Below are 15,087 nucleotides of genomic sequence, written 5' to 3' on the forward strand. Positions count from 1 at the left end.
AGAGATCAACCTTAAGGAATCACTTTATAGGGTTATCCTGATGATTTTATCCTTGTATGCAAGGAGAGCAAAGCTACGCTGTTTAGGAATGGTGATCGAGCCAAAGATTGGCTGACCATCACAGGTGAGTTCTCCTGATTCTAGGGCATGAATGATCAGGTTTTGATCTCGCCGTTCAAGGATGGCGATCGCCATCATACTGGGCAAAGGCACCACCAAGAACGTACCAGCGACACTACCGCCGACACCAATTTTTTGGCCATGCTTGAGGGCAAAGCGATACTCTTGATCCCCCACCTGAACAGTGACAGACCAAGGAATTTGCTGCCGCAGCCAATGCACAGCGAACCACAAGCCAGCCCCAAGAACCAACACCCCCAAGACACTCGCCAGCAGAATCTGCCACCCCAGTTGTCCCCGAAGATAGGCGTCCACTAGACAGATGTCGCCGCCGCCGGGTTTAGGGGTACAAAATTCCTGCACTGTGGCTGGCACATCGACAACGGTTAGCTGAAAGTTGCCGGGCTGAATACTGCGCTGCTGCATTGGTAGAGCCGCAAACCATTGGCTGCGCTCTTGGGCTTCTGGGGTATCGGCTAGACCACAGACACTATTGGGGACTTCTATCCATTGATCCGCTTGCCCTTGGGGAAGGTTGAGGGGAGCATCCGTAATCCAAATCACCGACTGGTTTTTGATCGGTTGCTGATTGTGGAGGCGGTCTTGGTTGAGTTGCGCCAAATAGCGATAGACAAAGAGTTCGGCACACATAATATCGGTACCCTGCTCAGTGCCGGCATTCATGGGCACCGCTTCTAAAATTTTGGGAATATCCACAGACCCTTGGTATTCAAAGACCACGGGCGATCGCACCGTCATGGCAAAGGGCAGAATATGAACGGTGTCCCCCTTGGTTAAGGTTTTTTCAATGATCTGCCGTAGGTGGAGCCGCCCTGGATCATTGAGGCCGACACTTTCCGTGAGGTCGATCGCCAGCACCACATCCCGACCGCCCCAACGCCCAACCCACGCCAACCCGTCCTTTTGCTGGGGGGTGAGGGGACGATTGCCGGGAACCACAGGTGGATTCATAGTCAGTGGCTTAAATTGCGAGATTTCTAGGGTTAAAGGGGTCGCCTCTGTTTATCATAGACCTAAGGAATAAATGCGTAGAGCCTCAATTTTAGAATGATCGGTTGTTACTGGGGATACGACTTACCATGGAGAATGCCTTACCTGCGGTTTATTTAAGTGTGTTGATTATTCTACTCGGCGTCTCAGCTTGGTTTGTGGTCAAACAAATCCTCAAAACCCGCCGCATTGAATCTACTTTGGCACGCCTGCAACGAAAACTCAAGCAGGAACCAGGGACCACTCAAGAATACTTTGAACTCGGCAGCATCTACCTGACAAAGAAACTGGCCAGTCAAGCGATTCCCCTGTTTCAAAAAGCCCTGAAGGCGGCTGAAAGTGAAGGTGAAACCTATGTGGCTCCCATCTACAATGCCCTTGGCTATGCCTATTTCATGCAGGAGCAGTATGATCTCGCAATTCGCCAGTACAAGGAGGCTCTGAAAAATCAGCCTGAGTACATCACGGCTGCCAACAACCTAGGCCATGCCTATGAGAAAAAGAATCTAGCCCAGCCAGCCCTTGAGGCCTATCAGCACACCCTGAAATACGACCCCAACAATGCGATCGCCCAACGGCGGGTGAATTCCCTGAAAAAACGGCTGAGTGGCGCGGCGGCTTGAGGATCCCTCGCCAAACAAAAACTGGTTAACAATAAAAAACTGGCTAGGACATTCCCCAACCAGTTCGCAATTCACTCTGTGTATTTAGCTGGATAAGCTACCCCTCGGTTTAGGCGTCTCCTTCGATGTAGAGGAACAGCAACCCCATCACCACCGTGGGCATCAGCCAGCACACTACGGGAATAAAAATCCAAGGCAAAAAGGATGCAGCGTAAGATCCCATCATAATCAGCGGTTCTCCTTCTGGGTGATCAAAAGTAAAGTGTGACCAAGGCCCTAGTTAAAGAGGCCGGTCATGATGCCATCCACAACAGCAAAGTTTTCGAGGAGGAAGAAGGCAACAAAGGCACCACCCATAGCCCCCACAAAGAAGCCAGCCGTAAACTGACTCCAACCCTCACCGGTTTTCAGGGGATCGCTGCTGCTGCCACCCTTTTGAAAACTCACAAGGCCATAGGCGGCTAGGCAAGCTGTGGCAATCAAAATCAGGGCGATACCAGAAATTAAACCGCCCAAGTTGGCCACATCGGAATCCCGCAAGGGACCGAGCTTGACCCAAGGACCAATGACAAAGTAGCCGTGAGCCATCCCTACTTCTAGCCCCCGCAGAATGGGCGAGAGGCCTTGACGATAGGCGGGGAGATTGCCAATAAAGGTCTTGACTAGGCCAGAGTCAGAAATGGGTGTAGATAGGTGACCGATAAAGGGATCACCATTGTATGGCTTAACCAGTTCTTCTGCCATGATTTTTATTTCCCTAGCATTCCGTCATGTCCGCGCACAGGCACGAACCTAAGTGGTTATTCTAGGCAAGGGCGGGCGATCGCGCGAGAGAGAGCGTTCATCTCTTTAAGAAAGTTCATGTATCGCAACATCCCCTTACGCAGCCCCGCCCTCAAGTTGGGGTTAGTAGGTGGGTACGCTGGGATCGACTTCCTGACTCCAAGCGTTGATGCCCCCTTTGATATTGATCCCCTCAATGCCAGCCTGTTTCAGTATGCCCAAGGCTTTGGCAGAGCGACCCCCCATCTTGCAGTGCACCAAGAGGCGATGGCCATTCACCAGATTGCGGATTTTCTCCACACCGGGGCCATTTTCAATCTCCGAGAGGGGAACGAGTACAGCGCCGGGAATCCGAGCAATTTCGTACTCGTTGGGGTTGCGCACATCCACAAGAACGTAATCTTGGGCACCGCTGTCCATGAGGGCTTTGAGTTCCTGGACGGTCATTTCGGGAATTTCTGCCATTTGGGCGGCCTCCTGTGCTTTGGCTTGGCGAATACCACAAAATTCTTCGTAGTCAATGAGCTTGTCAATGACTGGCCGTTCGGGGTTTGGGCGCAGCTTGAGTTCACGGAATTTCATCTCTAGGGCGTTGAAGAGCAAGAGGCGGCCACTGAGGGTTGTGCCTTTGCCAAGAATAATTTTAATCGTCTCCGTGGCTTGGATGACGCCAATAATACCCGGCAGAATCCCAAGAACGCCCCCTTCCGCACAGGAGGGCACTAGGCCCGGTGGCGGCGGTTCCGGATAGAGATCACGATAGTTGGGGCCGCCTTCATAGTTAAAGACCGTGGCTTGGCCCTCAAAGCGAAAGATGGAGCCATAGACATTGGGCTTATTCAGGAGCACACAAGCATCGTTCACCAAGTAGCGGGTGGGGAAGTTATCGGTGCCATCCACCACAATGTCGTAGTCCGCCATAATCTCAAGGGCATTGGCGGCGCTCAAGCGAGTTTCGTAGAGATCCACTTGGCAGTAGGGATTGATCTCAAGGATGCGGTGCTTCGCCGATTGAATTTTCGGCTTGCCCACCCAAGAGGTGCCGTGGATCACCTGCCGTTGCAAATTGGAGCTATCCACCACATCAAAATCTACAATGCCAAGGCGGCCAATACCGGCAGCGGCGAGATAGAGCAGCAAAGGCGATCCCAATCCACCCGTGCCAATGCAAAGCACGCTGGCAGCTTTGAGGCGTTTTTGACCCTCAACACCCACCTCTGGCAAAATCAGATGGCGGGAATAGCGTTCATAGTCGTCTTTCGTGAGTTCAATCGTAGAAAGGTCTGGATTTAGCATGGTAGCCCTTCATAAAAAATGCGGCTGATCTAACCCGATCAGCAAGGGTGAGGGGATTTTCTTATTTTACTTAGGGGCGCGACAGAGGATCTGCCAAGGTTTCAATTGTCAACACTTGCGGGGGGGTGGCATCCGGCGGATAGAGCAGGGTGAACTGTACCCAGCGGATTTCTTGGGGTTGTAGCGTGAGCCGCACCAGATCGTCCCCCTGCTGGCCTTGGCGTTGGACAAGGTGAATGATCCGACTTTGGGGGGTGCCTTGATCATCGCGGAAGCGCAATCGGACACTGCCTCGGAAAAAGATGCGGTTGGGTGGTTCAGCAAAGAACCGTAAGCCCCTGGCGGGGGCGTCGAATTTGATGGGGGTTTGGAGGGCAAGGCGCAGGGTCTGGGGGCGATCGCTGGTGTTTTGTAGCGGTAGCACCAGATCATATTCAATGCCATAGTTGCCATGGGCAGCATAGGCCGTATCGGGATAGCGCACCACGAGGGGAGCCGTTTGCACTTGTCCTGTGCCCAAGCGCCCTGCCACTAACGAACTAATGGGATAGGAGAAGGCGGTCCCCGCGGCGGGAATCGGAATTGGTTGTTGTTGGGGATTGTGCCAGCGGGAGCCAAGGGCGACACCCGCCACTCGGCCATAGATAATGCTGCCCCCTTGATCGGGGGGGGTGGGGGCGCGATCGCGGGGGGTGACCAATTCCCCTGCCGTCAGTGTCTGCTGCCATTGCTCTAGGGTCGGCGGTTCATTGCCAAAGCGGGCTAAACTGGCGAGGTAGAGGTTGCCACTACTGCGGGCACGAATCAGCAGCGAACGGCCATTGAGGGGGGGGTCGAGTCCCTTGACCGGAATCGGTAAATTGGCGATCAGGGCATAACTGCGCGGGGGAATCATGATTTGTGCGGGCCATCCCGATTGCCGCCGTTGTCGCAAAATATCCAGCATGACGCGATCGCCCGGACCAGCAAAAACTTGGCCGAGATCATTGGCCTGCTGATTGGGCAGAGGACGAAAGGGCGCATCCGGCTGACTCAAGTAACTGGCGGCATGGATCAAATTCACCGTTACCGGTTCAGAACTGGGGTTGTAGGCGAGAATCCCTAGGTAGAGGGTCGTGAGATCCTGCGGGTCGAGGGGCTTCGCAATATGGTGGGCAAAAATATCAAAGCGATCGCGAAAAGCAAAGTTCAAGTGGGCACTAGGAGTTGCTTTGCCCTCTGGCGGAAATGTGGACAGGAGAATCCCTGATCGCTGCACCACCTCTGGGCTATTGCTATTCAACACAGGCACCCGATCAAGGGCACCCGGCAAAGGGAGCACTTTTTGCGGTTTTTCAATTGTTGCCGGCGCCTGAGCTAGCACTGGGGAAATGACAACCAAGGCCGCACCGCTCGCCAACCACCAACGGAAATCAACAGACATTACCGAGACCTAGTAGCTCATTTGCAGCGTTACACTCGCCTCTACCTGTAATTCCCCGGACACCACAGGGGTGCTATCGGCCATGTTTGCTGCGCGAACGGCAAGGGGTCTTGGCGGGGGTGCCGCCTGATTAATTTGAATGCTCACCACTTGGCGCGGTTGGAGATTGAGGGCACTGAGTACCGCTTGGGCTTGACTTTGGGCATCTTGGGTCGCGCGCTGCAGGGCAGTGCGTTGGGCAGCGGCAATCGTCGCCTCTGGTGCGGTGAAGCTAATATTGTCAATCGTGGTTGCGCCAGCTTGGACAGCAGCATCAAGAAGGGACCCTACGCGATCGCTAGCAATGCGAAAACTCACCGTATTGCGCCCGATATAGCCCACCAGTATCCGCTGATTGTTGGTGTACTGATAATTGGGACTGAGGCTCAGCCCCGTGGTTTGCAGTTGACTGACTTCCCGTGCCCGCAGAACCGCCAAAACGGCATTGGCTCGCCGCGCCACCTCTTGCTGTACCTCTTGAGCCGTGCGACCTTGCACCTCGACCCCTAGGCTGACTTGGGCAAGGGTTGCTGAAATGGCTTCTGTCCCTCGACCTGTAACCGTCAGGGTACGTTGGGCTTCTTGGCTCACGGCGGGTCGCTCAGCAACCACCACAGATCCCCCAACAAGAAGCGCGGCAAGACTGAGGGTATAAAAAGGCGTTAACGGATGTTTCACAGCGGTATTCACCACAGCTCAGCAAAAAACTCATGAACCTTGTTCCTCTCCAGACCGCCTCCCACTCGGATTCTGTTCCCCTTTAGGCGCTAATCGTATGAATTTTAATAAAATTCGTTCCTTGGGGAGTTTGGGCAGGAATGCCGCCCAGAATCAAAATTTTATCGCCCTCAGTGACCATCTGGCGCTCCTTGAGTTGGTTTTCAGCCACGGCAATCATCCCTTCAAACGTCATAGGCAGCGTTTCCAAAAGAATCGGCTTCACACCCCAGAGCAAATTCATCCAGTGATAAACGCGGGGGCGATCGGTAAAGGCGACAATCATGGGTTTCACCCGTTCCCCAGAGGCAATGGTTGCGGTATAGCCCGTTTCCGTAAAGCAGGCGATCGCCCGCAGATCGAGGATTTGAGTAATGGTGGTTAAGGCTTCACCTAGGGCATGGGTCTCATCATTGCGGTAGGCGGGCATATTGTCAAACTCAAGGTGCGGCTCCACATCCGCTGCAATCCGCGCCAACATCTTCACCGCCTGCCCAGGAAAAGCCCCCACAGCAGATTCGCCCGACAACATCACCGCATCTGTACCATCAAGAATGGCGTTGGCGACATCACTGGCCTCTGCCCGCGTCGGACGGGGATTGTGAATCATGCTCTCTAGCATTTGGGTTGCCGTAATCACAGGAATACTGCGGTAGTTGCACTCGCGAATAATTTGCTTTTGCAGCAGCGGCACCTTCTCTACCCGCATCTCCACACCGAGATCGCCCCGCGCAACCATGATTGCATCGGCCACCCCCAAAATCGCTGAGAGATTTTCCACTGCTTGGGGTTTCTCAATTTTTGCCAGCACGGGCATATCACTGGCACCGTGGGCCGCCAAGTACTCCCGCAACTCCCAGAGATCCTCAGCTCGGCGCACAAAACTCAGGGAGATAATATCAACCCCCTGCTCAATGCCAAATTGAATATCCTGCTTGTCTTTGTCTGTGAGGGAAGGCAGCCGCAGATTGAGATCCGGCAAGTTTACCCCCTTACGACTTTTGAGCGTGCCCCCCTGCACCACCCGGCAGGTGACCCGATCTCCCGCAATGGCCTCGACCACCAATTCCAAGAGGCCATCATCCAAGAGCACCTGCATCCCCGGCTGCGCCTCTTCGGCAAGATAGGGATAATCAATGCCAATGCCTTGTGTCTCTTCCTCAGTGAGCGGCACGAGGTGGACTTGCTCCCCTTCCACTAATTCGATGCTCCCTTCAGGAAGCTGGCCAACGCGAATCTTCGGCCCTTGCAAGTCTTGCAGCAGGGTTAAGGGGGTTGCTGCTTCATTGGCCACTTGTCGTAGCAGAGTAATGGTTTCGGCATGATCTTTATAGTCACCATGGGAGAAATTTAACCGTGCCACATTCATGCCGGCGGTTAGCATCTGCTGGATCACTTCCCGCGATCGACTGGCAGGGCCAATGGTGGCCACAATTTTGGTGCGACGAAACAGCATAGGAGAGGGGGATAACTTCATGCTCTCCTAAATCTTAGGCATAGGTCAGGGAATCCGGTGGTGTTCTGGCTTGCATTGGACATTAACTTTTGTGGCTACAGGGATGTGGCTATAATTTGCCTCGTGGAGACTACCGCTGGAGGCCGCGATGGCACGCCCCCTTACCCCCGATAATCAAACGCTGAATCGTGCTTGGACTTGGCAAGATGGCCTGATTATTTTGGCCTTGATTGCCCTGATCTTTTGGATTGTCAACACGGCGGCGCAGTTTACAGGACAGTATGACCCCACGATCACCATTGAGCTGAGTCCAGCGGTCTTGCCCAGTTACACCGCTCAAACGCTGCTGCGGATGCTGATTGCCTACATCATCTCCTTGGTGTTTAGCATCCTCTATTCCTATATTGCCTACTACAATCGCACTGCTGAAAAAATCCTGCTGCCGCTGCTGGATATTCTGCAATCGATTCCCGTGCTGTCGTTTTTGCCGGGGGTGGTGCTGGCACTGATTGCCCTCTTTCCGGGGAGCCGTATTGGCGTGGAATTGGCGGCCATTATCCTCATCTACACGGGAATGGCTTGGAATATGACGTTTAGCTTTTATCAGTCTTTGATTAGCGTGCCTCGAGAGCTGCGGGAGGTGGCAAAAATTTATCGGCTGGGGTGGTGGCAGCAGGTGTGGACGCTGGATTTGCCGGCGGGTGCCATTGGCCTGATCTGGAATAGTGTGATGTCAGTGGCGGGGGGCTGGTTTTTCCTGATGGCGATCGAGTCTTTTACCATTGGCGAGAAAACCTTTACGTTGCCGGGGTTAGGTTCCTATCTGGCGGAAGCAGCCAACCAACAGGACTATGCAGCATTGGCCTACGGTCTGGCGGTATTAATTGGCATCATTATTGTAATTGATATTCTGGTGTGGCGCCCTCTCATTGCTTGGGGCGAAAAATTCAAGATGGAAATGGTCGAGGCGGAGAATGTGCCTAAATCCTTCGTTCTTGATTTCCTGCGGCGATCGCCCACGTTGCGAGCCTTCCACCAAAATATCTTTGCCCCCGCCTGGGAACGACTGGATGAGCAGTTGCGCCCCAAACACCCACGTCAATCTGTTGCCCCCCAGAATGACCAAGGCAACTGGCCGATAACCCCCATCATTTTGCTGATTTTTGCCGCCTTCGTGGGTTGGGGAGCGATCGCCTTTTTGCGGCAAATGTTTGGTGTCAGTTGGCAAGATTGGCAGCAAATTGGTCTAGGGGCGGTTCTGACCACGGTGCGGGTAGCGGTGGCACTGGTTCTCTCCCTACTGTGGACAGTTCCAGTGGGGGTGGCGATCGGTCGCAATCCCCGTGCTGCTCAAGTGTTGCAACCCATTGTCCAAATTGCGGCATCGGTACCGGCTACGGCGCTGTTTCCAGTGCTGCTGTTGGCGCTGGCCAATGTGGGTGGGGGTTTGGAGATTGGCTCTGTGGCACTGATGATGCTGGGCACGATGTGGTACATCCTCTTTAATGTCATTGCCGGTGCCCAAGCGATTCCCACGGAATTATTTGAAGCAGCGGTGGTCTATCAACTCTCTTGGTGGCAGCGGTGGCGCACCCTGATCCTGCCCGGCATTTTTCCCTATTTGATTACGGGCATCATTACGGCGGTGGGCGGCGCTTGGAACTCCAGCATCGTCAGTGAATATGTGGAATTTCAGAATCAAACGGAGCAAACCCTTGGCTTGGGGGCCACGATTTCTGAGGCTAGCGTTCGGGGGGATTTTCCCCTACTGATGGCCGCCACGGCAGTCATGTCACTATTGGTGGTTTTGACCAACCGCTTGGTTTGGCGCCCCCTCTACCGCTTGGCGGAAACCAAGTATCAACTGCTGTAGGCGGTGAAGATGCGCGTTATTGGCCTCATGAGCGGTACCTCGGTGGATGGCATTGATGCGGTTTTAGTGGAGCTACAGGGGGGCGATCGCGACCTTGAGGTACAGGTGCTGAATTTTTGTACGGTGCCCTATCCCACAGCCCTACGGCAGCAGATTCTCGACATTTGTGGCGCAAAACCTTTGACCCTTGCAGCGTTGGCGGAGTTGGATGAGGCGATCGCCGAGGCCTTTGCTTTGGCAGCACAAACGGTTCAACAGGGATATCCCCGCGCAGATCTCATTGGCTCCCACGGTCAAACGGTCTTTCATCGCCCCCCCACGGGCGATCGCCTCGGCTACAGCCTACAACTGGGACGGGGAGATTGGATTGCTTGGCGCACGGGGATTACCACCATTGCTAACTTTCGTGCTCAAGATATTGCCCTAGGCGGCCAAGGAGCGCCCCTTGTGCCTCGGATCGATTGGTGTCTTCTCAGTCATCCCACGGAAGTCCGCTGTGTGCAAAACATCGGTGGCATCGGCAATGTTACCTACTTGCCGCCTCAACGAGAGGATCCTGAGGGCAAAGGGGTCATGGGTTGGGATACAGGTCCCGGCAATGTGCTGCTTGATCTGGCCGTAACGGAGTTATCGGGGGGTGAATTCACCTACGATGCCGATGGGGCATGGGCGCGGCAGGGCAAAATTATCGATCCCCTAGTAGAGCACTGGCTGCAAGACCCCTTCTTTCAGCAGCTGCCGCCAAAGTCCACAGGGCGAGAATACTTTGGTCTGCCCTTTTGGCAGCGATGCCGCACTGAGGCTGCTGGTCTGGCGCCTGCGGATCTGCTGGCCACACTGACGGAATTTACGGCTCGCAGTATGGTTGAGAGCTATCGCCAATTTTTGCCCCAAAAACCGCAGCGGCTCTTCCTCTGTGGCGGCGGTGCCCACAATCGTTTTCTCAGGGAGCGCCTTCAGGTGCATTTAGGAGACATTCCCGTGGAAACCACTGCGACGGCGGGCGTACCGGTGGATGCCAAAGAGGCGATCGCCTTCGCTATTCTCGCCTACTGGCATGAGTTGGGCTTGCCGGGGAATTTGCCCCAAGTCACAGGTGCGCGCCAAGCGGTTCCCTTGGGTCAGTGTTGGCTGGGACAGTCATGAAAACACCCTTTCCAGCCATTGTCACCACGGCTGAAATGCAGGCAATCGAAGGGGCGATGTTCAATGCCGGCTTTCCAGTGGCTGCCCTGATGGAAAAGGTGGGACAACGCCTCAGCGACTTTCTCCAGCGTCAGTTTCCACCGTATTCCCGTGTTGGGGTTTTGGCCGGTCCGGGGCACAATGGCGGCGATGCTCTGGTGGTGGCGCGGGAACTATGGCACCGCGGCTATGGGGTGAAGGTCTGGCAGCCCTTTGAACGTTTGAAACCCCTGACGGCAGATCATGCCCGCTATGCCCGCTTTCTCGGTCTGCCCTTTGTCGAGACAGTGGACAGCTTGCAAGAGGTTGACCTGATCGTGGATGGTCTTTTTGGCTTTGGCCTAGAGCGGGAACTGACGGGTGAACTTGCCGCTGCCATTGACCAAATCAACACGTGGCGGCAACCACGGGTGAGTATTGATGTCCCCTCGGGGCTACACAGTAATACCGGGGCAGTTTTGGGTACGGCAATTCAGGCCGATCGCACCCTCTGTTTAGGACTCTGGAAGCGGGGGCTACTGGTAGAGGAAGCACAGCCTTGGGTGGGGCAGGGGGTGTTAATTCCCTTTGATATTCCCTCGACGCTGATTGAAGCGGTGTTGGCGACTGCGCCTCGGCGATATTGCTTAGATGCTTCCTGTTGGCAAGAATTGCCCCTGTCGCGATCGCCCATTACCCACAAGTATCAGCAGGGACAACTGTTACTCATTGGCGGCTCTGCCCAGTTTGGCGGCAGTATTCTCCTCAGTGCCCTTGCTGCACGCTGTACGGGTGTGGGAATGCTGGTGGTGGCGGTGCCCCAGTCCCTGAAGTCCCTTGTGCTCTCACGAGTCCCCGATGCCATTGTTGTTGGCTGTCCAGAAACAGCGAGGGGGGCGATCGCTGGCTTGCCGGAACCACTAGACTTGAGCAAGTTCTCAGCCATTGCCTGTGGGCCGGGGCTAACCCCTGAGGCGGTGCCCGTTGTGGAAACCGTTCTCGGTGCCGGGCAACCCCTTGTCTTGGATGCCGATGCTCTGAATATCCTAGCGACGCTCTCGCCATGGCCGCTGCCAAGTCCGACCATTTTGACCCCCCACTATGGCGAATTTCGGCGGCTCTTTCCAGACCTTGTCACCGGCGATCGCCTTGATCAAGTGACCGCCGCCGCGAGCCGCAGTAATGCCATTGTTCTTCTCAAGGGCGCACGCACAGCCATTGCCTCTCCGAAGGGTGAGCTTTGGATCAACCCCCACAGTACCCCTGCCCTTGCCCGAGGGGGTAGTGGGGATGTTCTCACTGGCCTCATTGGTGGCCTTTTGGCGCAGCAGGAAGCCCTCAGCGCCACCTATGGTGGGGTTTGGTGGCATGCCCAAGCCGGCCTTCAGGCAGAACGAGAGGCCACTGCTCTAGGGGTCTATCCTGAACAACTGATTGCCCACCTGTTACCGACGCTGCACGCTGCTCTAACTGCTGGCGTTTAGCTTTTTGGCCAAGAGTTGATTGGTCAGCTTCGGGTCGGCTCGCCCTGCTGTTTTCTTCATGATTTGGCCAACAAAGAAGCCCTGAAGTTTCGTTTTGCCCGCGCGGTATTGTTCCAGTTCATTGGGGTGCGCTGCTAGCACTTCATCAATCATTGCCTCTAGGGTAGCCACATCGGAGATTTGACTGAGGCCTTTTTTCTCGACAAGGGCTTTCGGGGAGCCACCTTGAGCCAGTAATTCCGGCAGCAGATCCTTGGCCATTTTGCTACTGATAGTGCCCGCCTCAATGAGTTGGATCAATTCCGCCAATTCAGCAGGTTTCAGAGGTAGTGCCTCGATCGCCAGTTTTTGTTCCTTGAGATAGGCGGTAATATCGCCCATGATCCAGTTGGCCGCTAATTTCGGGGGTGCCCCGGCGGCAACGGTGGCTTCAAAGTATTCGGCAACGGCTCGCTCATCGGTGAGGACACGGGCATCTTGGGGGGGCAGGCCCCACTCGGTCTCGTAGCGGTGCCGCTTTTGCGCTGGCAGTTCAGGCAAATCCGCACGCCAAGTGGCCAGTTGCTCCGCACTGACTTCAATGGGGCCGAGATCGGGTTCAGGAAAGTAGCGGTAGTCACTGGAGCCTTCCTTGACCCGCATGGTGCGTGTTTGCTGCGTGGCCTCATCCCAGAGGCGGGTTTCTTGAACGATGGCTTCGCCCGCTTTCACAGCAGCGACTTGCCGCTCAATTTCATAGTCAATGGCGCGTTGGATGGCACTAAAGGAGTTCATGTTCTTAATCTCGACCTTGGTGCCAAAGGTGTTGCTGCCCACGGGGCGCACGGAGATATTCACGTCGCAGCGCAGCGACCCCTCCTGCATATTGCCATCGCAAACCCCCAAGTAACGGAGAATACGCCGCAGTTCTTGGGCATACTCGGCAGCTTCTTGACCCGTGCGCAGATCTGGCTCAGAGACAATTTCCACAAGGGGCACCCCTGCCCGATTCAAGTCCACTAGGGAGTAGGTGGAGCCAGACAGGCGATCGCTCCCCGCGTGAACCAGTTTGCCGGCATCTTCCTCCATGTGCAGGCGAGTAATGCCAATTTTTTTACGGTGGGCGGTGCCGTTGTCATCCACCAGTTCAATCTCAAGGTAGCCATGCTGGGCAATGGGCAGGTCGTACTGCGAGATTTGATAGTTTTTCGGCAAGTCGGGATAAAAATACTGCTTGCGATCGAATTTGCTGTAGGGGGCAATCTGACAATTGAGGGCTAAGCCCGCCTTCACGGCATACTCGAGCACCTTTTCATTCAAGACGGGGAGTGTCCCCGGCAAACCCAAACACACTGGGTCAATGTTGGTATTCGGGGGTGCGCCAAACTGGGTTGAGCTGGACGAGAAAATTTTGGTTTGGGTACTCAGTTGGCAGTGAATCTCTAGGCCAATCACCGCCTCGTAGGTGAGACTGGCGGGATCCACAGGGGTGGGTTCAGGCGCAATGGTTGCTGCCTGCTGCGTCGAGGTTGGTGGGGTGGATTTCGCCGTTTTTGATGTTTTTGAGGTTTTCGATGCTTGCCGTTTGCTTGATTTTGCCTTTGCCATCAGAAACTCCACAAGGGTACCGCCACTATAAAGCAGCTTACAGCCCTTTTCCCAAGGATGGAACACGCTCAAGGCTGTGAAAGCAAGTACAGGAGAGTATTTGATTGCCCTAGGTCTATATGCATTTTCAGAAAAGGACTGTCTTCAGGGGGGGGAATTGAGGATCAAGAGCTAGGGGCGATGATTGCGCTCCTCCATGGGCACATAGGGCTGATTGTGGGCACCCGTATAGACTTGGGTGGGGCGATAGATGCGATTGGCCTCCAGTTGTTCTTTCCAGTGGGCTAGCCAACCGGCCACGCGGGCGATCGCAAACACAGGCGTAAACAGATCACTGGGAATGCCCAACCGCCGATAGACAAGCCCCGAGTAAAAGTCCACATTGGGATAAATCCCCTTGTAACTGAGGTATTCACCCACCACTTCTTCCAGTTTCAGGGCAATGTCGTAGTAGCGATCGCCACCAAACTTATCAAACAACTGCTCCGCCAGCTTCTGCAAAATCGTGGCACGGGGATCCTTGACCTTATACACGCGGTGGCCAAAGCCGGCAATTTTGATCTTATTCTGAACGCACTTTTCCACATAGGGACGCACATTCTCGACACTGCCGATTTCCTCGAGCATATTGATCACCTCTTCATTGGCGCCCCCGTGGAGCGGCCCTGCCAGTGTACCCACCGCTGAAGCAACCACAGCGTAAGGATCTGTCAATGTCGAGGCCGTCACCCGCGCCGAGAAGGTAGAGGCATTCATCGTGTGCTCGGCATGGAGAATCAAGCAAATATCAAATACCCGTGCCGCAAAGGGATCGGGACGCCGCTCATTGAGCATGTAGAGAAAGTTGGCCGCATAGTCCAGCTCATCACAGGGCATGACCGGATCATTCCCCTTGCGAATCAGTTGAAACGCCGCCACCATTGTTGGAATTTTGGCCAAGAGGCGGATGACTGCTGCCCGAATGTACTCCGGATCGTCGAGAGCCCGCCGCGAATAGAACAATCCCAAGGCGCCCGCCGAGGCCTGTAGGGCATCCATGGGGTGGCCACTGTCGGGAAAGCATTTCATCATGTCGCGAATGCGATATTTCACGCGGCGATGGTAGGTAATATCGTGCTCAAAGGCCGCCAACTCCTCCTTGCTCGGCCAGTAACCCCAAATCAAGAGGAAGGCAGTTTCCAAAAATGTGCTTTTCTCCGCTAGTTCCTCAATCGGGACACCGCGATACTCAAGAACGCCTGCTTGGCCATCCACATAGCTAATGGCCGACTGAGCAACGGGAATACCGTCAAGACCGGGGCTAAATTCGCAAGCAACCATGCGTGGGTGTCCTTAAAAGGGGGCAAACTGAATCGCAATTGCAACATCTATCAATTTTAGGGGAGAGGGGAAAGATGTTGAGATGTTAAGCTGCATTCCCGCTTCCTTGAAGTTTTCCAACGTTTTGTCGGGCGAGGGAAAGAGCCTCGCTACGATCGCGATCGGACATCAAAATGCCTTTGCCCAAGGAG

13 protein-coding genes are annotated in these 15,087 nt (G+C 54.8%); 4 read left to right on the forward strand and 9 right to left on the reverse strand.

Features of this window, described 5'->3' with window-relative positions:
- Positions 1-24: 24 nt before the first annotated feature.
- On the reverse strand, positions 25-1,092 hold the full coding sequence (locus tag RHK62_RS02425; RefSeq protein ID WP_302677238.1) for a hypothetical protein: 1,068 nt from the start codon (positions 1,090-1,092) through the stop codon (positions 25-27).
- Between the two features lie 128 nt (positions 1,093-1,220).
- Between RHK62_RS02425 and RHK62_RS02430 the strand changes: the two genes are divergently transcribed.
- Positions 1,221-1,754, forward strand: a complete 534-nt coding sequence (locus RHK62_RS02430) for a tetratricopeptide repeat protein (RefSeq protein WP_206200915.1) — start codon at positions 1,221-1,223, stop codon at positions 1,752-1,754.
- A gap of 109 nt (positions 1,755-1,863) precedes the next feature.
- Here the strand turns inward: RHK62_RS02430 and RHK62_RS02435 are convergent, their stop codons facing one another.
- The 6 genes from RHK62_RS02435 to pyk form a co-directional block, all read right to left on the reverse strand.
- Positions 1,864-1,980, reverse strand: coding sequence for a photosystem I reaction center subunit VIII (locus tag RHK62_RS02435; RefSeq protein ID WP_149820283.1), 117 nt, complete (start codon positions 1,978-1,980; stop codon positions 1,864-1,866).
- Positions 1,981-2,030: 50 nt separating this feature from the next.
- Positions 2,031-2,498 (reverse strand): photosystem I reaction center protein subunit XI, encoded by a 468-nt coding sequence (locus RHK62_RS02440; RefSeq protein WP_302677239.1) that lies wholly within the window; start codon positions 2,496-2,498, stop codon positions 2,031-2,033.
- Positions 2,499-2,660: 162 nt separating this feature from the next.
- Positions 2,661-3,833, reverse strand: coding sequence for a molybdopterin-synthase adenylyltransferase MoeB (gene moeB / locus RHK62_RS02445; RefSeq protein ID WP_206200917.1), 1,173 nt, complete (start codon positions 3,831-3,833; stop codon positions 2,661-2,663).
- A gap of 70 nt (positions 3,834-3,903) precedes the next feature.
- Entirely contained in the window at positions 3,904-5,256 is a 1,353-nt protein-coding gene (locus RHK62_RS02450; RefSeq protein WP_206200918.1) for a DUF3370 domain-containing protein, read from the reverse strand.
- A gap of 9 nt (positions 5,257-5,265) precedes the next feature.
- Complete coding sequence (locus RHK62_RS02455) at positions 5,266-5,973, reverse strand: SIMPL domain-containing protein (RefSeq protein ID WP_302677241.1); 708 nt, start codon at positions 5,971-5,973, stop codon at positions 5,266-5,268.
- An 82-nt stretch (positions 5,974-6,055) separates the two neighbouring features.
- A complete protein-coding gene (pyk, locus tag RHK62_RS02460; RefSeq protein ID WP_310453214.1) occupies positions 6,056-7,489 on the reverse strand; it encodes a pyruvate kinase in 1,434 nt (477 codons plus the stop codon).
- A 127-nt stretch (positions 7,490-7,616) separates the two neighbouring features.
- Between pyk and RHK62_RS02465 the strand changes: the two genes are divergently transcribed.
- From RHK62_RS02465 to RHK62_RS02475, 3 genes are read left to right on the forward strand one after another with little or no spacing between them, the layout of a single operon-like run.
- Entirely contained in the window at positions 7,617-9,341 is a 1,725-nt protein-coding gene (locus tag RHK62_RS02465; RefSeq protein WP_310453215.1) for an ABC transporter permease subunit, read from the forward strand.
- A gap of 9 nt (positions 9,342-9,350) precedes the next feature.
- Entirely contained in the window at positions 9,351-10,487 is a 1,137-nt protein-coding gene (locus RHK62_RS02470) for an anhydro-N-acetylmuramic acid kinase (RefSeq protein WP_302678755.1), read from the forward strand.
- On the forward strand, positions 10,484-11,989 hold the full coding sequence (locus tag RHK62_RS02475; RefSeq protein WP_310453216.1) for an NAD(P)H-hydrate dehydratase: 1,506 nt from the start codon (positions 10,484-10,486) through the stop codon (positions 11,987-11,989). Before RHK62_RS02470 ends, RHK62_RS02475 begins: the two co-directional genes overlap by 4 nt.
- Here RHK62_RS02475 and gatB read toward each other — a convergent pair.
- Together gatB and RHK62_RS02485 are read right to left on the reverse strand one after the other, a co-directional pair.
- On the reverse strand, positions 11,972-13,474 hold the full coding sequence (gene gatB, locus RHK62_RS02480; protein WP_302679144.1) for an Asp-tRNA(Asn)/Glu-tRNA(Gln) amidotransferase subunit GatB: 1,503 nt from the start codon (positions 13,472-13,474) through the stop codon (positions 11,972-11,974). The two genes, RHK62_RS02475 and gatB, sit on opposite strands and share 18 nt — an antisense overlap.
- A 273-nt stretch (positions 13,475-13,747) precedes the next feature.
- Positions 13,748-14,896 carry a citrate synthase gene (locus tag RHK62_RS02485; protein WP_206200924.1) on the reverse strand — a complete coding sequence of 383 codons (1,149 nt, stop codon included), beginning with the start codon at positions 14,894-14,896 and terminating at the stop codon, positions 13,748-13,750.
- Between the last annotated feature and the right edge of the window lie 191 nt (positions 14,897-15,087).

The sequence above is a fragment of the Thermosynechococcus sp. HY213 genome, from assembly GCF_031460975.1.
Classification (GTDB): domain Bacteria; phylum Cyanobacteriota; class Cyanobacteriia; order Thermosynechococcales; family Thermosynechococcaceae; genus Thermosynechococcus.

Bases quoted from the DNA above. Each gene is read 5' to 3' on its own strand.
- RHK62_RS02470 (WP_302678755.1), top strand. From the start codon at position 9,351: ATGCGCGTTATTGGCCTCATGAGCGGTACCTCGGTGGATGGCATTGAT.
- RHK62_RS02485 (WP_206200924.1), bottom strand. From the start codon at position 14,896: ATGGTTGCTTGCGAATTTAGCCCCGGTCTTGACGGTATTCCCGTTGCT.
- RHK62_RS02430 (WP_206200915.1), top strand. From the start codon at position 1,221: ATGGAGAATGCCTTACCTGCGGTTTATTTAAGTGTGTTGATTATTCTA.
- RHK62_RS02440 (WP_302677239.1), bottom strand. From the start codon at position 2,498: ATGGCAGAAGAACTGGTTAAGCCATACAATGGTGATCCCTTTATCGGT.
- moeB (WP_206200917.1), bottom strand. From the start codon at position 3,833: ATGCTAAATCCAGACCTTTCTACGATTGAACTCACGAAAGACGACTAT.
- RHK62_RS02425 (WP_302677238.1), bottom strand. From the start codon at position 1,092: ATGAATCCACCTGTGGTTCCCGGCAATCGTCCCCTCACCCCCCAGCAA.
- RHK62_RS02465 (WP_310453215.1), top strand. From the start codon at position 7,617: ATGGCACGCCCCCTTACCCCCGATAATCAAACGCTGAATCGTGCTTGG.
- pyk (WP_310453214.1), bottom strand. From the start codon at position 7,489: ATGAAGTTATCCCCCTCTCCTATGCTGTTTCGTCGCACCAAAATTGTG.
- RHK62_RS02435 (WP_149820283.1), bottom strand. From the start codon at position 1,980: ATGATGGGATCTTACGCTGCATCCTTTTTGCCTTGGATTTTTATTCCC.
- RHK62_RS02475 (WP_310453216.1), top strand. From the start codon at position 10,484: ATGAAAACACCCTTTCCAGCCATTGTCACCACGGCTGAAATGCAGGCA.
- RHK62_RS02450 (WP_206200918.1), bottom strand. From the start codon at position 5,256: ATGTCTGTTGATTTCCGTTGGTGGTTGGCGAGCGGTGCGGCCTTGGTT.